A 19,259-nucleotide genomic window follows, 5' to 3' on the forward strand; every position below is an offset into this window, starting at 1 on the left:
GGCGTCTCCCGATCAGCTCATGCGAAAACGGAAGTCGCCGTTCTTGCCCGCGCCCACGCGGATCTTGGCAATGGCTTCGCCTTGCGCCATGCGCCCAAGCACCTGCTCGGCAATCTCGGGCAGTAGCGCTCCGTTCAGAATGTGGTCCACGTTGCGCGCACCGGTGTCCACCTCGGTGCAGCGCGCCAGCACGGCCTCGACCAGGGCCTCGTCCCATTCGAACGCCGCGCGGTGCGTGGCCTGCACGCGGCGCGCGATGCGCGCCAGCTTCAGGCCGATGATGTGCGCCAGCGCGTCGTCATCCACCGGGAAGTACGGAATGGTCTTCATGCGGCCCAGGAAGGCGGGCTTGAACGCCTTGTACAGTTGCGGCGCCAGCAGCTCGGTCAGCTGGTCCGGCGTGGGGCGTTCTTCGGCGGGCTTGTTCAGGCAGGCCTGCATGATGGTGCTGGACCCGACGTTCGAGGTCAGGATGATGAGCGTGTTGCGGAAGTCGATTTCGCGGCCTTCGGCGTCGTCCATCACGCCCTTGTCGAACACCTGGAAGAACATCTCCAGCACGTCCGGATGCGCCTTTTCGATTTCATCCAGCAGCACCACGCTGTAGGGTTGGCGCCGCACGGCTTCGGTCAGCACGCCGCCTTCGCCGTAGCCCACGTAGCCCGGTGGCGATCCCTTCAAGCCCGAAATGCTGTGGGCTTCCTGGTATTCGCTCATGTTGATGGTGATCAGCTTGCGCTCGCCGCCATACAGGATGTCGGCCAGCGCCAGCGCCGTTTCGGTCTTGCCCACGCCCGACGGGCCGACGAACAGGAACACGCCCTTGGGCTTGTCCGGGTCTTCCAGCCCGGCGCGCGCCGTGCGCACGCGTTGCGCGATGGCATGCAGCGCGTGGTCCTGGCCGATCACGCGTTCGGCCAGCATGGGCTGCAATTGCAGCACCGTGCGAATTTCGTCGTTGACCATGCGGCCCAGCGGGATGCCGGTCCAGGCCGAAATAATCTCGGCCACGATCTGCGCATCCACGCACGCGGGCACCAGCGGCTGTTCGCCTTGCAGCGCCCGCAGCTCGTCCATCAGGCCGGCCAGGCGCTGCTGTTCCGGCGTCAAGGCCGGCGCGGCCGCCTTGCGGCGCGAGGCGGAAGGCGCAGCGGTCGCCGCAGCCTTGGCACCGCCTGCCGCAGGTCCGCCTGCCGCAGGATCGCCTGCCGCAGGTCCGCCTGCCGCAGGATCGCCTGCCGCATCCTCCATTGCCGTCGTGTCTTGGCCTTGCGCTTCCAGTTCGGCGCGCAGGGCATGGATACGTTCCACCAGGCCGGTTTCTGCCTGATGGCGCGCCTCGGCGTCCGTCAGCGTCTGCTGCACCGTGGTGATTTCCTGTTCCAGTTCGGCCAGGCGCGATTGCGGTGTGCCGGTGGCGGCCTCGCGGCGCAGCGCGGCCTGTTCGGTGCGCAGCCGCGTCAGCCGGTGACGCGCATCGTCGATCAATGCAGGCGTTGCGCTGCGGCCCAGGGCCACGCGCGCGCAGGCCGTATCCAGCACGCTGACCGCCTTGTCGGGCAACTGCCTGCCGGTGATGTAGCGGTGCGACAAGCGCGCCGCCGCGCTGATCGCCTCGTCCAGGATGCGCACGCCAAAATGCCGCTCCATCAGCGGCGCCATGCCGCGCAGCATCGATGCGGCCAGGGCCTCGTCCGGCTCCTCGACCTTCACAACCTGGAAGCGCCGGGCCAACGCCGCGTCTTTCTCAAAATACTTTTTGTATTCGCTCCACGTCGTGGCCGCGATCGTGCGCAATTCGCCACGCGCCAGCGCCGGCTTGAGCAGGTTGGCGGCGTCGTTCTGGCCCGCCTGCCCGCCCGCGCCAATCATCGTGTGCGCCTCGTCAATGAACAGGATGATGGGCGACGGGCTTTTCTTGACCTCGTCGATCACGTTCTTCAACCGGTTCTCGAATTCGCCCTTGACGCTGGCGCCGGCCTGCAACAAGCCCATGTCCAGCACGCGCAGCGTCACGTCGGCCAGCGCGGGCGGCACATCGCCCGCCACGATGCGCAGCGCCAGGCCTTCCACCACGGCCGTCTTGCCCACGCCGGCCTCGCCGGTCAGGATGGGGTTGTTCTGCCGCCGCCGCGTCAGGATGTCGATCATCTGGCGGATCTCGGCATCGCGCCCGATCACCGGGTCGATCTTGCCGTCCCGCGCGCGTTCGGTCAGGTTGGTCGTGTACTGGTCCAGTGCGGGCGATGCCGACAAGCCCGGCGCGGGCTGCGCAACGTCGCCCTGGGCCGGCGCGCCGTCGGCAAAGCCCACCGCCTGCCCCGCCTCTTCCGAGCCCTCGGTCAGCGCCGCGAAGTCATGCTTCAACGCGTCCAGGCGGAACGATTCAAACAAGGGCGAACCGCGCCGCGCCAACTGCGCCAGATCGGGTTCGGTCAACAAGGCCAAGAGCAGATGCCCCGAGCGAATGCGCGTCGTCTGCGTGTCCAGCGAGGCAATCAGCCAAGCGTGTTCAAACAGTTTGGGCAGATGCGCCGAGAACACCGGCGTGCGCGTATTGCCGTTCTTGAAACGGCCGATCTCGGCCTTCAGGTCGGCTTCCAGCGCATCCGTGGGAATGTGGCAGCGGCGCGCGATCATGGCCAGGTCGCTGGCGGGCTTTTCCAGCAGCGCCAGGAACAGGTGTTCCAGGTCCACCTCGTAATGGCCCTGCGCCATGCACAGGCTGGCCGCGCGTTCGGCGGCCTGGCGGCAGGTCTGGTTCAGCTTCCCGATCAGGGTTTTCAGCGGTGTGGCCATGGATTTGTTTTTCTACGTCGATGGATCAGTGAATCGTGTGCAGTTCGTAGCTGGCGTCGTCGCGGTCGCGCGTGGCCGGTTCGGTGGACAGGAAGGAATTCCACCCCAGCCGCACATCGCCGTCCCCGCCCAATTGGCTGGGCCCGATGCTGTCGCGCGCCAATACCAGGCGCACTTCGTATTCGAAGGTCATGCCGCCAAACATGGTCAGCAGTTTTTCCAGCGCCTGGGCGCGCTCGCCGCCGGGAAGAAAGTCGGCAAAGGCCTGGCGCGACAGCGGGCCGATCCACAGGCGGATCCGCAGGTCGCGCTGCCAGATGCGATCGCCCGCCAGCGCCGACACGCCCAACACCGCGCCGGGCCGGCCCAACTGCGTGCGGTTCTGCGGCGGCACGTCGTACCAACGGCCCACGAATTGCTCCACGCGCAGCGGCACGCCGAAGTAGTCCTGCAACACGCGCTGCAAGAACGGCGCGGACACAGGCCGCTGGCGCGCGGCCGCGGCGTAGTGCGCGACGGATTCGTCGAACACGCGGCCGGCGCCGTTGTGCAAGCGGTCGCGCAGCGCCGGATGGCCGATGCCGCCCAGTGCCAGCAGCAACGGCAGGTAGTGGTGATCTTGTTCGGCTTCGTGCCGCAACGGCATGCGGTATTTCTTCCAGGCCGCATAGAACAGCGCCGCGGCGCGATTGGAAAAAATATCGAAGAAGGCGCGCGCGCCCCGGTCGCGCCGCAGGCTTTCGCGGGTGGCCAGCATTTCGGAATAATGCAGCGGCAACGCGCCCTGCGCACCCAGCAGCCCGAAGAACGCGGGTGTCACGTCCACGCGGCCCAGCCGCCCTTCCGACACCGCGGCCCGGCGCGCGGCTTCGTCGGCAAGCACCTCGCCATTCTTGTCATAGGCCACGGCGTCGACGATTTCGCTGGGCGGAAAGCCCAGGCCCGGCGCGTTCGGAAAGCGCAGGTGCACCGGCACCGTATGCCGCGTGCCGCCGCGCTCCTGGCGCGCAAAGCACTGTTCAAGCAGACGCACCGCCTGGAAAAACTTGAAGCGCTGCGGCTCTGCCAGCAGCGCATCCATCACGCTAGTATGGCGTCGCCGTTGCATGGGGGGCATCGTAGAAGTTCCTCTGCGCCACGGCGCGACAGCACCACCAACTGCACGAAGCTGTTGGCGTGCACGTACAGGCCGAAGAATCGGTTGATGACGGCCACGAAGGTGTGCAGGCTGGTGCCCACGAAGTGGTCTTCGTTGACGGTCAGGCGGATTTCAATGCCGCGCACGAAGGTGGCGAACGGCTCGCCCGGCATCCAGTGCGTGGCGGGTTTGTAGTCCAGCCCGACCAGCCCTTCGATCTGACGCGCGGCCACCGCCGAGCCGGACAGGTCGTACAGGCGCAACGTTTCCTTCAGCGCGGGCAAGCCGCTTTGCACCAGCGACAAATGGTTCAGCGCCAGATGCGAAATCAAGCGCCAATGCGCCGCGCGCCCTTGCTGGAAGCGATGGCTGTTGGTGGGACGGCGCAGCATGCGAATCGCGCGCGCCACCGTGCCGCCTTCCATGAACAGGTCACCGCCCGACTGCCCCACCGCAATCTGCGCAGGCAGGTCGCGGTTGGTGCAGGTCAGGTCCAGGCTCAGCGTTTCGGTTTGAGGAATGGACGGGTCGAAATCGATATCCACAATCGATATTTCGGTTTCATAACCGGGGCTGCGTTGCGCCATCGCGGCATCGCGGCGCATCGTCCAGTAATGCCCCGCCGTCTCGGGCGATTCGCCATGGTGCAGCGAATAGAAGGGCCTGAAATCCACCACGGCATCGCCCTGCGCGTTCTGCCGCACCTGGCGCACCCGGTCAATGGAATAGACCTCGTAGCCGTAGGCGCGGCGGGCGTCGGCCACCACCGGATACGAGGCCGATGCGTGCGTCACGCGGATCGGGTCGGCCCGCTGCGTAAACAGGTTCACTACCGGCGTGCAACCCAGCCGCAGGTTGTCCGCCGTAATCGATTCCAGCAGGCGCGCGGTATTGGAATCGGCGCGCACGCCCGCCACCGGCAGATGCAGCGTGAACTGGCGCACGGTGCCCAGGTAGGGGCGCAGCGCCGCCAGGTCGATATCGACAAAGTTGAATTTTTCCGAGAAAACAAAATACTCGGCCAGCAGACGATAGGCCGGATGCGAACTGGCCGGAAAGTCGATCAGCGCGTCCTCTTCGGCCAGCCCCACCTGGGCCAGCGGAATCGTGGGCAGACGGTCCCAGCGCCCGGGTTGCAGCTCGACATAAGCCGCCGCCGTGCGCAGGAACAGCGCATCGCGCAGCGCCGCCACGAAAGACGGTTCGCCGTGCAGATACACGCGCAGCTTGTCCAGCCCCGGCATGCCGAAATGCTGGTTTTCGCCTTGGCATCCCAGCGTGACGGCAAAGCGCCCCGTCACGCCCGCCGGCAGCTTGGCCGTGGCCGGCGCGTTGGCGCTGGAAAAATAGCCCGCGCGCTGCACTTCGATGGGCGCCAGCGTTACGTCGTACGCGGTGCGAAAGCGGCACGATACGCCGCGCACCGGATGCGATTTCAGTTCCGTGCCGCGCGCCACGCGCACGGCGGCGGACAGCTGCGCGCCCGCCCCGCCCAGGTCAAACTGCGCGACGCTGCACGAGGGAAACGGCCGCAGATAATGCGGGTACATCACCTCGAACAGCGCTTCGGTGAATTCGGGGTAGTCGTCGTCCAGCTTCTTGTTGATGCGGGCGCTCAACAAGGCGAACGATTCGATCATGCGTTCTACGTGCGGGTCTTCGCAGGTTTCGCCCGACAAGCCCAGCCGCGCGGCGATCTTCGGATACTGCTGCGCGAAGTCGCGCGACGACGTCCGCAAAAACCCAAGCTCGCGCTCGTAATAAGGCAGCAATTCTTCCATTGTTGTCTTCCTTTCCAGCGCGCAAGCCGCACCTGCACTACAGATTCATTCTTCAGACCGTGGCAGGCGTCTTGGCCCAACCACGGGTCACGGAGTACTGCAACGTCGACGGCTGCAAGGTAGCGTCAAACGTCACGGGCTCGTGGGCCGGGCCCACGTCCAACATGGCCGTAATCGCAAAATACAGCACCGACGTCGCGCGGCTATCCACCTGCAACATCACCCGAACGTGAGTCAGCCGAGGCTCGTGCCGCGCAATCGCCTGCTCCAGCGAACGGCAGATGAACTCGCGGTCGTAGTGGCTGGCCAGGCTCAGCCCGGAGAAATCCGACAGCCCGTAGGTCAGCAACGAACGCTGGCAATTCGGATAACGCCGCAGGTCTTCCTCGGTGAACACCATGCGGGTGTTCAGCAGCGCCTCGATGTCGCGCGCCACCGTTTCCTTCATTTCCTCGATCGACAGGCGCCGAAGCGCGTAGGGCGATTGCCCCTCGCCTTCGAACAGCTTGTCGAACAGGCTCGGCTCGAAACCTTTCATGGGGCCTCACATAAAAAAAGACGGCGACCCGGCTCGGGCCGCGGTCTTTTGCGTGCCCGGCTGCGATCAGACCGAGTAGGTCTTGTCGTTCTTGGTCAGGCTCCAGGCGCCCTGGGCGTTACCGCCCTGGTTGCCGCCCACCTTCTGCTGCGTGTACTTCCACTGCACGGCGGCGTACTTCAGCGAGAACGATTCGTGCGGCAGGCCTTCGGCAACCACTTCGGGCGCAACGCGCGCGATGATCACGTACTTGAGCTTGATTTCCAGGTACTTGACGCGGTTGCCTTCGCCGTCGGCACGCAGGAAGTCGATGGTGACTTCGTCAAAGGTCGTGCCGCCCGAGGCGTGCTGATACAGCAGCGGGCTGACCACGTCCAGGTCCTTGGTAAAGACCATTTCGCCATGTTCGGTACGTTCGGCGGTATGGCCACCCGAGGTCGAGGCGGTAGCGGAACGCGGCTGAATGATCTCGTGACGCCACGAGCTGACTTCGATCCAATCCGGGTGGTCCTTGTCTTGCGATTCGCCCTTGAGCGCCGGATTGCCGAACTTGACGTAGATGTCCTTCATTGTTGTAAACCTCTTTGAATGGATGAGTTGTCAGTGCAACGACGATCAGGATTTCTGAGCCTGCGCCGGCAATTCGGCAACCAGGCGCAACGAGATCGAGAGTTCGTCAAGCTGGAAATGCGGCCGCAAAAACGCCACGGCCCGGAAGACGCCAGGACGTCCAGGAACCTCGGCCACCTGCACCGAGGCTTCGCGCAGCGGGAACTGCGCTTTTTGTTCCTGCGTCGCGTTGTCGTCCAGCAGCACGTACTGCGACACCCAACGATTCAGGAAACTCTCTACGGACTGCGCCGACGCAAAGCTGCCGATCTTGTCGCGCATCATCGCCTTCAGGTAATGCGCCACGCGCGATACCGAGAAGATGTATTGCAGCTGCGCCGACAACACCGCGTTGGCGTTGGCGCTGTCCGTGTTGTATTTCTTTGCCTTCTGCACCGACTGCGCGCCGAAGAAGGCGGCGTAGTCCGAGTTCTTGCAATGCACCAGCGGGATCAGGCCCTGGTCGCTCAGTTCTTTTTCGCGGCGGTCGGTAATGGCGATTTCCGTCGGGCACTTCAGCGCGATTTCGCCGTCGTCCGTCTTGAAGGTGTGCGTCGGCAGGTTCTCGACCAGGCCACCGCCCTCGACGCCACGGATGGCGGCGCACCAGCCAAAGTCCGCGAACGCGGCCGTCAGGCGCGCACCGAACGCCCAGGCGGCGTTGCACCACAGGTACTTGGAATGGTCGGTGCCGTCCACGTCTTCAACAAAGTTGAAGCCTTCGACGGTGGTGCCTTCCACGGGGTCGTACGGCAAGCGGCCCAGAAAGCGCGGCATGGTCAGGCCAACGTAACGCGAATCTTCCGAATCGCGGAAGCTGCGCCACTTGGTGTATTCCACCGTGTCGAACACCTTGGCCAGGTCGCGCGGGCGGCCCAGGTCGGCAAAGCTGTCCAGGCCCAGCAGCTCGGGCGAGGCCGACGCGATGAACGGCGCGTGCGAAGCGGCGGCCACGTGCGACATCTGCTCGATGAAGTACATGTCCTCGGGCTGGCGCGTGATTTCGAAGTTGCCCAGCAAGGCGCCAAACGGCGCGCCGCCGAAGGTGCCGAACTCTTCTTCGTAGACCTTCTTGAACATCAGGCTCTGATCGAAGTCGATCGCAGTCTGGAAGTCGCGAACCAGATCGCGCTTGGTGGTGTTCAAGACCTTGATCTTCAGCATCGGGCTGGTGTCGGTCTCTTGGCACAGGTAGTGCAGGCCGCGCCAGGTGCTTTCCAGCTTCTGGAATTCCGGGGCGTGCATCACTTCGCTAAGCTGCGCCGAGATCAGGCGGTCAAGCTCGGCGACGCGTGCGTCCAGCATGGCCGACAGGTTGTCGGAGACGACCACGGTGCCCTTCATCACTTCGCGCACCAGCTCGCCGATGATGTCCTTGGCGCGGTCGTGTTCGGCGGTGGACTTGGCCACGCGGCTTTGCTCGACGATCTGGTCCAGCAGGCCGCTTTGGCTGTCGGCCGATGCGGCGGCGGTGGCGCTGTTCTGTGCGGCGGCGGAATTACTCATTGCGGCCTCCCTTGTCGGTCTCGCTGGTCAGCTGTTGCAGTTTTTCGGTGCTGGTCAGCACTTCGCCCAGCAGGTCTTCCAGCTTGTCGTTGCCGGCAAGCTTGTTGCGCAGGTCGGCCAGCTTGGTGCGGATATCCAGCAGCTCGCGCAGCGGGTCCACCTGTTGCACGACGGCTTCCGGGCGGAAGTCCTCGATGGAGCGGAACTTCAGGTCCACACCGAACGTGCCGCCTTCTTCGGTCAGGCTGTTCTTGACGCGGTAGGCGGCGCGCGGTTCCAGGCCGCGCATCACGTCGTCGAAATTGTCGACGTCGATGTTGACGAATTTGCGGTCTTTCAAACGCGGCAGTTCGGCTTCGGACTGCGCGCTGAAATCCCCCACCACACCGACCACGAACGGAAGTTCCTTCTGTTCGATGGCGTCGCCCTTCTCAACGTCATACGTGAGCTGAACGCGCGGCGGACGGACTTTCTGCAGTCGTTTCTGAACGCTTTCTTTCTTGGCCATGGAAGGCTCCGTGCAAAGGATCGTATCTATCGGTCAGCCGTAAGCCGCATGGCGCGGCGCACGATGAGGCGGTTACTTGGTAAGCAGGTCGCCGAACGGATTCGGCGCACGGTTGGGCTGCTGGGCGGGCGAAGTAGAAGGAGTTTGCGTAGCGGGCTGGCGGCCGGGTTGCGCGGCGGGTTGGGCAGCGGGCGCGGCGCCAGACGATGCGGCTTGCGAAGCGGGCGTACCGGCGGCGGGCATACCGGCTGCGGGAGTACCGGCTGCGGGCGTACCGGCTGCGGGCGTGGCGGCGGGCGCGGTCGGTTCGACCTTGCGCGGCTGACGCGGGCGCGGCGGCGGGCGGCGGCCTTCCGGGAACAACACGTCCTGGCCCAACGTTTCCCGCATCGAGGCGGCCAGCGCCACCGCGTCGGCGCGGGCATTGCCGGCCAGCAACGCGTCGGCACGCAGGTCGGCCAGTGATTGCATCGCCACGCGCAGCCCACCCACGGCACGCACGGTCTTGGCCACGAAGTCGTCGGGGTTGCGGCTTAACGTTTCATCGGCGGCCACGATGGCCTGGCCATATTTCTGTTCGTCAAAACGAATTTTGGCGATGTAGGACCACGGCTCGCCCTGCGTCGGATTGCGTTGGGCGATCTCTTCGAATTGCGCGACGGCCTGCTCCGCGCCCTTCTGCGCCAGCGTCTTTTCCGCGGCGGCCATGGACTGTTTGTATTCCGCTTCCGACTGCGGTTTTACCGACGCACAACCGGCCATCAAGGCGACGACGCCGGCGACTACGACGAGGCGGGAAAAGGGCATGTTTTAAGCACCTAGCAGGGGTTGTAACTAGGGGCCGTATTTCAACAACCTTTTGTTAGTGCGGCGCTACAGCGCGTGACTTCATGTTACTTGCGTCGAAACTGCACGCAACGTGCCGCGATCTGTATTGCTTCACACACTTCCGGTATAAAGGGCCATGTCCAAACATATCCATTTATCACGTTTGTTCGCAGCGGCGGCTTGCACGCTGGCAAGCACCGCCATCACTGGATGTGCAGCGGTTTCGGCCATCGGAGCGGTGGCTGGTTTGACCGGGAATGCGATGGAGATGGCGGGCCTGAAAAAGCAGGAAAACGCGCCGGTCGAAGTGAAATTAGCGATTCATGCGGGAGAAAATTTGAACGCCGGCGCGGGGCAAGCGATGGCCGTCGTTACAAAAATATACTACCTGAAGAATCCTGAGCAATTCCAACGTGCGCCACTCACGCAATTGATAGACACTGCGCAAGAGAAAACCACGCTGGGGGAAACCGTGCTGGGTTCACGCGAGCTCACGCTCACGCCAGGACAGCGCGTTGAGAGCACTGAAAAAGTCCCCAAGCAAGCGGAGTACATCGCGGTCGCCGGCCTGTTCTATGCGCCGGCGCCGATGCGTTGGAAGTACGTATTCAAAGTCGACGACGTGAAAGACAGTGGCATCGTCCTGGGCGCGCACGCTTGCGCGCTGACGGTGGCCACGGGCAAACCCACGTTGCCGGCAGGCATACCCAGCTACGACCCCGCACGCCTGTCCGGCGTGCAGTGTCCTGGTTGACGCGCACTGCGCGATTGCCCGCCTTCTATATATAGAGATAGAAAGACAAGGAGCGCCAACTTGAGTTATTCAGCCAAAGTCCTGTGGGGCGAGGGCCTGTTCCTCCGGCCGCAACATTTTCAGCGGCAGGACGCGTATCACGAGGACCGCTTGGCCGAGATGGCCCGCGCGCTGCATCCTTATGCGTGGGGATTGCGATCCGCGCGTTTCGATGCGTCGGCACTGGCCAACGGCATGCTGCGCGCCATTGAAATGACGGCCGTGTTTCCCGACGGCGAGCTCTACAACGCGCCGCATGGCGACGAGCTGCCCCCGCCCGTCGCGCTGACCGCGCTGGACGGTGTGAGCGAAGCGGTGTTCTACCTGGCCATCCATCCGCTCAAGGCGATTGGCGGCAATTATCGCGACGGCCAGAGCGCCGGCAATTTCGATACCCGCTACACGCATGACAACGCCCCCGCGCCCGATCTGTACACCGGCGCCACCACGGCCGAGCTGACATTCCTGCGCAAGGACGTGCGGTTGATTTCCGAATTCGAACCGCGCGACGAACTGCTGGCGATTCCGGTGGCGCGCGTGCGCCGCACGGCCAGCGCGGGCTACGAGCTGGACAATTCGTTCATCGCCCCCAGCCTGTCGCTGACGGCTTCGGGCGCGCTGCACGAACAGCTGCGCCGGCTGCTGGACGCGCTGCAAGCCAAGGTCAATGCGCTGTACGGCTTTCATCGCGAGCCCAGCAAGAACATCATTGAATTCCGCTCGGGCGATGTTGCGTCGTTCTGGCTGCTGCACACGGCCAACGAAGCCTACGCCACGCTGTCGCATTTGTTCCACCACCCGCAGCTGCATCCCGAACGGCTGTTCCAGGAACTGTTGCGGCTGGCGGGCGCGCTGATGACGTTCTCGAAGGTGCACACGCTGGCCGACCTGCCCGTGTATCGCCACGACGCGCCCGGCCCGGCGTTTGCCCGCATGGACGAAATCTTGCGCGACCTGCTGGAAACGGTGATCTCGACGCGCTACTTTTCCATCGTGCTGGAAGAGCTGCGCCCGTCGTTTCACATGGGCCGCCTGGATTCCGAAAAGCTGGACGAGACCACCTCGCTGTATCTGTCGGTGCAAGCCGCCATGCCGGCCCGCGAGCTGTCGGAAAGCGTGCCGATGCGCTTCAAGGTGGGCGCCCCCGAAGACGTCGACAAGCTGGTGCTGTCCGCCATGCCGGGCGTGCCGCTGACCTATACGCCGCAGGTGCCGCCCGCCGTGCCCGTGAAACCGGGCGCGGTGTATTTCGCGCTACAGACGCGCGGCTCGCTCTATGACCGCATGCTGCAAGCACGCAGCATTGCCATCTACGCCCCCGCGGGCATTCCCGAACTGAAGTTGGATTTGATCGCCGTCACCCGCTGACAGGAACCCTGCCATGACCGCCGACGCCCCTTCCCTGATGTCCGGCGCGACGCTGCCTCAGCGCGCCGCCGACTTCCATGCCAGCCGCCCCGCCAAGTCATTGCTGGACCTGCTGTACGACGGCTTCCTGATGCTGTTCCTGGTCAAGAGCGGCCAGGAACCGACCGACGCCGCGGCCTTCTCGGCGCGCGTGCAGCAGTTTCTGGCGGACTACGAACGCGCCGCCAAGAAGCTGGATATTCCAGCCGAAGACGTCTACGCCACCAAGTACGCCTTTTGCGCCGCCGTCGATGAAACCGTGTTGAATTCCGGCTTCGCGATTCGTGACGCGTGGATGTTGCAGCCGCTGCAACTGACGCTGTTCGGCGAGCAGCTGGCGGGCGAGAACTTTTTTGCGCGGCTGGAAGACCTGCGTGCGCAAGGCGCACCGCGCCTGCAATCGCTTGAGATCTACTACATGTGCCTGCTGCTGGGTTTCCAGGGCAAGTACCTGATCGAAGGCCAGGAAAAGCTGGGCTACCTGACCGCGCGCCTGGGTGATGAGATTGCCCTGCTGCGCGGCAAGCGCACCGGTTTTGCGCCGCATTGGCAACTGCCCGACAAGATCGCCCACACGCTCAAGCGCGACGTGCCGCTGTGGTCGATCATGGCGGTGTTTGCGCTGCTGGGCCTGTTGGCATTCCTGGGCATGGGCCACTTTTTGAATTCGGAAATGCAGACGGCGATGGCGCCGTACCACGACATCGTCAAGCTGGGTCCGCGCGCCGCGCACCTGACCATTTCGTTGCCATGAACACTACGCCTTCGAACCCGTCAAGCGCCTCGGCCTACTCGTCGATGAACATCGCCACCTTGTCGCAACAGGCGCGCATGCTGCGCGTCAGCACGCCGCTGGACGCTGAATTGGTGCCCGAGCAGATGACGCTGCGCGAAGGCGTGTCGCGCCTGTTCGCGTTGACGCTGGACTGCCTGGCCGCCAGCGCCGAGCTCGATGTAAGCGGCTTGCTGGGCAAGGAGATCACCGTCAGCCTGTTGCAGGCGGATGGGTCGATGCGCCGCTGGCATGCCGTGGTCGAAGGCGTGGACGCGCTGGGCGCCGATGGCGGTCTGGCCCGCTACCGCTTGCACGCCGCGCCGTGGATGGCCGCGCTGGCGCTGCGCCGCGACAGCTTCATCTACCAAGATCAGTCCGTGCAGGACATCGTCAGCGACATCTTTGCGGATTATCCCCAGGCGGCCTTTGCGTTCGACGTCAGCGAGGCATTGCCCGCGCGCGCGGCTTGCACGCAGTACCGCGAGTCGGATCTGCAATTCGTGCAGCGCATCCTGGCCGAGGCGGGCCTGTCGTATCGCTTCGAACACCAACAGGACGACGGCCAGGCGGCCGGCGGCGGAGCGCGCCATCGCGTCGTGATCTTCGATGCGGGCGCGGCGCGGCCCGAAGACCCGGCCTCGCCCCTGCGTTTTCATCGCAGCGACGCCACTGAAACGCGCGACAGCATCACGCATTTTTCAGCGGCCCAGTCCGTGCGCCCGAACGCCGTGGCGCGCGCCGCCTGGAACGAACGCACGCTGACCGCGCATGCCGCGCAAAGCCGCTCGCCAGTGCAGGTGGAAGCCCTGCCCGTGCTTGAGGATTACGACTACGCCGGCCACGGCCGTTACGCCGACGACGAGGCCGCCGAACAAAGCGCCGCGCGTTCGTTGCGCGCCCACGAATCGCGCATCGTCCGCTTCGAAGGCGCGGGCACGGCGCGGTCGCTGGCCCCCGGCCGCTTGTTCGCCATGACGCAGCACGAACGCTATGCCGAGGGCGGTGGCGGGCAGGCGGTGGACGAGCTGGGCGGCAACCGTTACGTGGTGCTGGAGGTGGTGCACGAAGCCACCAACAACCTGGGGGCACAGGCACCCCAAGTGGCAAGCAGTGCCGACATGGAACGCGGCACCTATCGCAACCGCTTCACGGCCCAGCCCGAGGCGGCCGCGCTGATGCCGGCGTGGCGCCCGCGCCCGACCGCGCCGGAAGGCCTGGCGGCGGTGGTGGTCAGCGCCGGCGACGCCCCCATCACGTCCGACCGCGACCTGCGCGTGAAGGTGCAGTTTCCCTGGCAGCGCGGCGACAAGCCCGTCACGGGTGGCCTGCCGCACAAGACGCACGGCGACGCCAGCGGCAACGCACCGGGCGACGACCGCTCGGGCACGTGGCTGCGCGTGGCCAGCGCGCAAGCAGGCCCCAACTGGGGCGCGCATCATCTGCCCCGTGGCGGCACCGAAGTCATCGTGGAATTTATCGATGGCGATATCGACAGGCCGGTGGTTGCCGGCCAGCTATACAACGACGCGGACCTGCCGCCCTGGTCCGCCGGCGAGAACGCCGAAGCGAATCACGCCGGCGTATTGAGCGGCTGGCATAGCCACGGCCTGGACGGTGCGGGCCGCAACCAGTGGGTGTTTGACGACACGCGCGGCAAGTTGCGCACGCGGCTGGCCAGCTCGACCGCCGCCACGCAGCTGGGCCTGGGCCATCTGGTCGAACAGGACCTGGACGACGCCAACCGCGGCCAATGGCGCGGCACGGGCTTTGAACTGCGCTCGGACGCGTGGACGGTCGTGCGGTCGGGCCAGGGCATGCTGGTGTCGTCCACCGCCCGCGAACAGGCCAAGTCCACGCAGGCCGACGCGCAGGAAGCCTTGCTGCTGCTGCGCGGCGCGCAAGACGCATCGCGCCGCTTGAACGACAGCGCCGGCCAGCATCAGGCGCGCACGATGGCGGCGGCCGACGGCTATGACGAATTGCTTGCCGCACTGGACCCGCAACAGGACGGACGCTATCCGGCCCAAATCAACGGCCAGGCCGCCGGCAAGGCCGCCAACGGCCAGCGCACGGACTCGGCCGCCGTCGAACGCATCAACGGCCCGCACCTGCTGATCGATTCCCCCAATTCCCTGAACCTGGCCACGCCGGCCAGCGCCGTGCTACATGCGGGCAAGCACTTGCACGCCACCGCGCAATCGGACGCGCACGTGTCCGCGCAGCAGACGTATTCGGCGGTGTCCGCGCGCTCGGCCAGCGTGTTCGCGCAGCAGGGCCCTATCCGGGCGATCTCGGCGCAAGCGCCCGTTTCGCTGCACGCGCATACCGACATCCTGGAAGCGCTGGCGGGCCAGGACATCACCGTAACGTCGTCGGCCGAAGGCATCGAAATCCTGGGCAACCAGCGCGTAACCCTGCAAGCCGCGGGCGGCAGCGTGACGCTGGATGGGGCCGACATTGTGTTCAAGGGGCCGGGCCTGTTCTCGGTCAAGGGCGCCACGCACAATTTCGTGGGTCCGGCCAGTGACGCGGCCAACTTGCCGGCCTTGCCCAGCACCACGGTCGACGATCCGCTGATCGTCAGCGCCGAGCTGGTGCACAAGGACGGCGCCACGGCGTCCGCCGTCAAGAAGGCCGCGTCCGGATTGATGGCCGGTTTCGGCGGCGCGGCGGGAGCCGGCGCCGGCACCGGGCTGGGGGCACTGGGCGATGCCATGCCCAGCGGCCTGGCCAGCCTGGGCCAGACGGCGGCAGGCGCCGCCTCCAAACTGTCGCAGCTTGCCGGCCAGGCCAACACGCTGGCCGGGCTGGCCAAGAACCCGATGGGCGCGCTGTCCGCCGCCCCGGGCCTGCTGGGCAACGCCAGCCCCGCGATGGGCGGGCTGCTGAACACCGCCAAGAACACGATGGGCATGGTCTCGCAGGCGCAAGGCATGGTCGCGCAGGCAAAGGCCATGGTCGCAAACCCCATGTCGGCGCTGCCCGCCGCCTCCGGCATGCTGGGTTCGGTGGCCCCGGGCGCCAGCGGCATGATCGATTCCGCCGCGTCGGCGGCGGGCACCGTGTCGCAAGCGGCGGCCTTCATCAAGGACCCTTCGGCGGCATTGCCCGCCGCGACGGACATGCTGGCTTCCGTCGCGCCGGAAGGCGCGTCGGGAATGATTTCTGGAGCGGCGACGTTCGCGGGGGTGGGATCGGGGGCTGGAGCGACGTCCGTGGCAAGCGCCACGCCGGCGGCGACTGGTACGCCAAGCGCGGCAACTGCCGGTACAGCGTCTGCGCCGCAAGCATCTGCCGCGAGTTCCGCTGCAAATCCCTCCGGTGCGCCCTCGCCTGCGGTTGCGAGCGCATCGCCTGACGCATCGGCATCGCCCGACGGGGCTGGGGCTGGGGCTGGGGCTGGGGCTGGGGCTAGTGCTGGTGCGGGCGGTGGAACTGTTGCTGGTCCTAGTGCTAGTGCTAGTGCTAGTGCTAGTGCTGGCGCTGGCGCAGCGCCGGTCGCAAACAGCAGCGTGTCGGTCGCGCCCGCGCCAACGACAGGTGCAGCGTCGACGGCTGCGAACGCTACCGCGACCGCCGACGCAGGCGGCGCGACCAGCGCCTCCGGTCCAGCTGGCGTCGTAGCGTCTGCCCCGCCAACTGCCGGCACGGGCGCACCCGTGTCCAGCGCTTCCGCCGCAGGTACGGCACCCGTCAACGCAACCGGCACCTCGTCCGTTGCGACGTCGGCCCCGTCTGCTGTCGCAACACCCGATGCGCCCGCCAGCGATTCCCTGATCGCGAACACTGGGGCGCCTTCTGTTGCCGATGCGGCCGGCCCGTCGGCCGCCCCTTCGATTGCCGTCGCAAGCGCATCCACGGTCGCGCCTTCGATCACCGCTGCCGGTGCGTCGACGGTCGCGCCTTCGATCGCCGCTGCCGGTGCGTCGACGGTCGCGCCTTCGATCACCGCTGCCGGTGCGTCGACGGTCGCGCCTTCGATCGCCGCTGCCGGTGCGTCGACGGTCGCGCCTTCGATCGCCGCTGCCGGTGCTTCGACGGTCGCGCCTTCGATCGCCGCTGCCGGTGCGTCGACGGTCTCGCCTTCGATCGCCGCTGCCGGTGCGTCGACGGTCGCGCCTTCGATTGCTGCTGCCGGTGCGTCTACCGTCGCGCCTTCGATTGCTGCTGCCGGTGCGTCGACGGTCGCGCCTTCGATCGCCGCTGCCGGTGCGTCTAGCGTCGCGCCTTCGATCGCCGCTGCCGGTGCTTCGACGGTCGCGCCTTCGTTCGCTGCTGGCGGTGCTGCGTCGGCCACGCCTTCGATTACGGCTGCGAGTGCGTCCGCGGTCATATCGGGCGGCGCGTCTTCTGGCGCCGCCTCGATTGCGGCAGCTGGGGCGGCTACCGGTGCATCGTCATTCGCCGCTTCGGTAGCGCCGACGACGCCTTCATTCGACTCGTCCGCGGTTGCAGGCGCTTCAGACACTTTCGTATCTCCCACGGCGGACGTTGCCGTGTCGCCGGCTTCGGCGGCTCTCGTATCGGCGTCCACGGAAAGCATCGCGTTGCCGGGCGACGTTGTGTCGGCCGCGTCAGTGCAAGCCGGACCGGCAGCCGGCGACTTCACCGGCGCCGCCACGTCGTCGCCACCATCCATCGCGACGGACCTCGGCATGACCGCCGCGACCTCCGTGAACGCGGCCTACAGCGGGGCAGTCTCCTCTGGCGACGCCTATAACGGCTCCTCTCACGTCGCCGCACCTAACGCCGCCCCTTCTAACGCGGCATCTTTCAACAGCGCATCCACTCCCCCCGCGACCTTAGCGGCAGCATCCGCCCACGCAGCATCGCAAGTCGGCGCGCTGGCGGGTTCCGGAGTTGCTTCGGTAGCCGCAACCGCAGCCCGCGCGTCGACCACGGCGGCGGACGGAGCTTCGCCGCTGACGACGGATCTGCCGCCGGGGTCCGCCGCGCCCGACACCCACCTCGCCCAGACAAGCGCCGACGCCGACCGGCGCAAGCAGGCCGACGAGACATCGGCCGCCGCTACAACGCAGCCATCGCCCAGCTTCGGGACCGCCGCGGCAACCACGCAGTCGTCGCGCACTTCCGCGTCCGCAGCGGCAACAACGCAATCGTCGCCCACCTCCGCGCCCGCCTCCGCGTCCGCCGCAGTGGGGACGCAATCGTCGCCCTCTTTCGCTGCGTCCGTGTCTCCCGGCCAACAAGGCGCGGCCTCAGTCACAGCATCCGCGCACCCACGCGACACGCGCGACACGTCGACTTTGCCGAACGCTACGCTGCTCGCGACCGTGACCGCCAGCGCGGGCACGCTGCTGGCCGGCGCCGCAAACGCGGCCGGCAATACGGCAGCCGCAGCATCTTCGGCAGCCGTTGCTGGCGGCGCGCTGTCTGACCCGGCTTCGCTGGCCACCGTCGTTCCGCAGTCCTCTGGCGCCTTGCACGGATTCAGCTGGCCCGACGCCGTGAACGGCGCATCGCGGTCCTCTGCCGGGACCGTGACGCAAGGCGACCAGCTTGCGCAATTAACGAGCACCGGCCACGCAGGTTCGGCAACGGGCCCTTCCGCCGACATCTCCGCCGGTATCCCCGCTGGTATGTCCGCTGAGGTTCCCGCTAACGTCTCCGCTGGTATGCCCGTTGAGGTTCCCGCTAACGTCTCCGCTAATGTCCCCGCCGACGTCTCTGCAAACGTCTCCGCCCATGCCGCTGGCGTTGCAGCCCCGGATGGCGGCGCGTTGACCGCATCCAGCGACACCCTGCCGACGACGGGCGGCCTGTCTGGCGACGGCGCTGCCGTGGCCGCCGGCATCCCCACGCAAACGCCTGGCTTCGTCCCTGCCTCGCAAAGCCCCCTGCCGCAGGGCGCGGGCCTGCCCGGCGGCTCGGGTGAAGGCGGCTTGAACTTCCCCAGCAACCCCTCATCAGCGGGGGCCAGCGCGACATCCGGCGTTGGCGGGATCGGCGCAGGCGCGGGTGGCATCGGCGCAGGCGCAGGCGGCATCGGCGCAGGCGCGGCAGCGGGGCTGGGAGGCTCCGGCGGCAGCGCGGCTGGCTCGACTACGGCAGCGACCAGCGCCGCGACGGGCTCCGCCGGTAGCGCTGCGACCTCCGCCGCCGCGCCTGCCGCAGCCTCACCTGCCGCAGCCTCACCTGACGTAGCGACAAGCGCAGCCGGAGCAACCCCGGCAAGCGTCACCGCGACGACCGCCGCCGGGGACTCGTCCGTCGCCAGCGACGCGGGAAGCGAGCCCGGCTCCGCGGCGTCGGCAGGCGCGGGCGTCAACACGGCGCCCTCCGCAGCGGACGCTAGCTCGACCGGCACCGTCGGCGGTACCGCGAACGCAGCTACTGTGGCTGGTGCACCGGCGCCCCCCTCGGCCGCCCCCTCGGCGGACGCTGCTTCCAGCGCCAGCGCCGGCACTTCGACCAGCGCGCCAGCCCATGCGGCCGGCGGCCCATCGGGCGGCGCGACAACAACGGCCGGCGGCCCATCTGGCCGCGCCACCACAACGGCTGGGGGCGCCATCGGGGGCGCGGGCGACGCGGGCTCTGCCTCTTTACATCCTTGCCT

Annotated in this window: 12 protein-coding genes; 4 read left to right on the top strand and 8 right to left on the bottom strand. The window is 66.7% G+C overall.

Annotation, left to right across the window (positions count from 1 at the left end):
- Positions 1 to 12: 12 nt before the first annotated feature.
- The 8 genes from tssH to AC6LJY_RS19700 form a co-directional block, all read right to left on the bottom strand.
- On the bottom strand, positions 13 to 2,799 hold the full coding sequence (gene tssH / locus AC6LJY_RS19665) for a type VI secretion system ATPase TssH (RefSeq protein ID WP_498136583.1): 2,787 nt from the start codon (positions 2,797 to 2,799) through the stop codon (positions 13 to 15).
- A 25-nt stretch (positions 2,800 to 2,824) separates the two neighbouring features.
- Positions 2,825 to 3,916 (bottom strand): type VI secretion system baseplate subunit TssG, encoded by a 1,092-nt coding sequence (gene tssG, locus AC6LJY_RS19670; protein ID WP_046807639.1) that lies wholly within the window; start codon positions 3,914 to 3,916, stop codon positions 2,825 to 2,827.
- Positions 3,880 to 5,718, bottom strand: a complete 1,839-nt coding sequence (gene tssF / locus AC6LJY_RS19675; RefSeq protein WP_104143432.1) for a type VI secretion system baseplate subunit TssF — start codon at positions 5,716 to 5,718, stop codon at positions 3,880 to 3,882. The genes tssG and tssF overlap by 37 nt, the downstream gene beginning before the upstream one ends.
- 52 nt (positions 5,719 to 5,770) lie before the next feature.
- Complete coding sequence (gene tssE / locus AC6LJY_RS19680) at positions 5,771 to 6,256, bottom strand: type VI secretion system baseplate subunit TssE (RefSeq protein ID WP_046807641.1); 486 nt, start codon at positions 6,254 to 6,256, stop codon at positions 5,771 to 5,773.
- 66 nt (positions 6,257 to 6,322) lie between these two features.
- Positions 6,323 to 6,826, bottom strand: coding sequence for an Hcp family type VI secretion system effector (locus tag AC6LJY_RS19685; RefSeq protein ID WP_006226591.1), 504 nt, complete (start codon positions 6,824 to 6,826; stop codon positions 6,323 to 6,325).
- A gap of 45 nt (positions 6,827 to 6,871) precedes the next feature.
- Complete coding sequence (gene tssC, locus AC6LJY_RS19690; RefSeq protein ID WP_046807642.1) at positions 6,872 to 8,371, bottom strand: type VI secretion system contractile sheath large subunit; 1,500 nt, start codon at positions 8,369 to 8,371, stop codon at positions 6,872 to 6,874.
- Entirely contained in the window at positions 8,364 to 8,879 is a 516-nt protein-coding gene (tssB, locus tag AC6LJY_RS19695; RefSeq protein WP_006226593.1) for a type VI secretion system contractile sheath small subunit, read from the bottom strand. The genes tssC and tssB overlap by 8 nt, the downstream gene beginning before the upstream one ends.
- Before the next feature lie 72 nt (positions 8,880 to 8,951).
- Positions 8,952 to 9,686, bottom strand: coding sequence for a tetratricopeptide repeat protein (locus AC6LJY_RS19700; RefSeq protein ID WP_498136584.1), 735 nt, complete (start codon positions 9,684 to 9,686; stop codon positions 8,952 to 8,954).
- 157 nt (positions 9,687 to 9,843) lie between these two features.
- Here AC6LJY_RS19700 and tssJ point away from each other — a divergent pair, with 157 nt between their 5' ends.
- From tssJ to tssI, 4 genes are all read left to right on the top strand, one after another.
- The gene (tssJ, locus tag AC6LJY_RS19705; protein ID WP_082134680.1) at positions 9,844 to 10,461 is read left to right on the top strand and encodes a type VI secretion system lipoprotein TssJ; all 618 of its coding nucleotides are present in this window, start codon (positions 9,844 to 9,846) and stop codon (positions 10,459 to 10,461) included.
- A 60-nt stretch (positions 10,462 to 10,521) separates the two neighbouring features.
- Complete coding sequence (gene tssK / locus AC6LJY_RS19710) at positions 10,522 to 11,868, top strand: type VI secretion system baseplate subunit TssK (RefSeq protein WP_046807645.1); 1,347 nt, start codon at positions 10,522 to 10,524, stop codon at positions 11,866 to 11,868.
- 13 nt (positions 11,869 to 11,881) lie between these two features.
- Positions 11,882 to 12,661 carry a type IVB secretion system protein IcmH/DotU gene (gene icmH, locus AC6LJY_RS19715; protein WP_052946138.1) on the top strand — a complete coding sequence of 260 codons (780 nt, stop codon included), beginning with the start codon at positions 11,882 to 11,884 and terminating at the stop codon, positions 12,659 to 12,661.
- Positions 12,658 to 19,259, top strand: a 6,602-nt coding sequence (gene tssI / locus AC6LJY_RS19720) for a type VI secretion system tip protein TssI/VgrG (RefSeq protein ID WP_498136585.1), incomplete at its 3' end; no start/stop codon positions are given. The genes icmH and tssI, both read left to right, overlap by 4 nt.

Source organism: Achromobacter sp. RT286_PF (assembly GCF_059760425.1).

Excerpts from the sequence above, each read along its gene's own strand:
- tssH (WP_498136583.1), bottom strand. The coding sequence starts at position 2,799 with ATGGCCACACCGCTGAAAACCCTGATCGGGAAGCTGAACCAGACCTGC.
- tssG (WP_046807639.1), bottom strand. The coding sequence starts at position 3,916 with ATGCCCCCCATGCAACGGCGACGCCATACTAGCGTGATGGATGCGCTG.
- tssF (WP_104143432.1), bottom strand. The coding sequence starts at position 5,718 with ATGGAAGAATTGCTGCCTTATTACGAGCGCGAGCTTGGGTTTTTGCGG.
- tssE (WP_046807641.1), bottom strand. The coding sequence starts at position 6,256 with ATGAAAGGTTTCGAGCCGAGCCTGTTCGACAAGCTGTTCGAAGGCGAG.
- AC6LJY_RS19685 (WP_006226591.1), bottom strand. The coding sequence starts at position 6,826 with ATGAAGGACATCTACGTCAAGTTCGGCAATCCGGCGCTCAAGGGCGAA.
- tssC (WP_046807642.1), bottom strand. The coding sequence starts at position 8,371 with ATGAGTAATTCCGCCGCCGCACAGAACAGCGCCACCGCCGCCGCATCG.
- tssB (WP_006226593.1), bottom strand. The coding sequence starts at position 8,879 with ATGGCCAAGAAAGAAAGCGTTCAGAAACGACTGCAGAAAGTCCGTCCG.
- AC6LJY_RS19700 (WP_498136584.1), bottom strand. The coding sequence starts at position 9,686 with ATGCCCTTTTCCCGCCTCGTCGTAGTCGCCGGCGTCGTCGCCTTGATG.
- tssJ (WP_082134680.1), top strand. The coding sequence starts at position 9,844 with ATGTCCAAACATATCCATTTATCACGTTTGTTCGCAGCGGCGGCTTGC.
- icmH (WP_052946138.1), top strand. The coding sequence starts at position 11,882 with ATGACCGCCGACGCCCCTTCCCTGATGTCCGGCGCGACGCTGCCTCAG.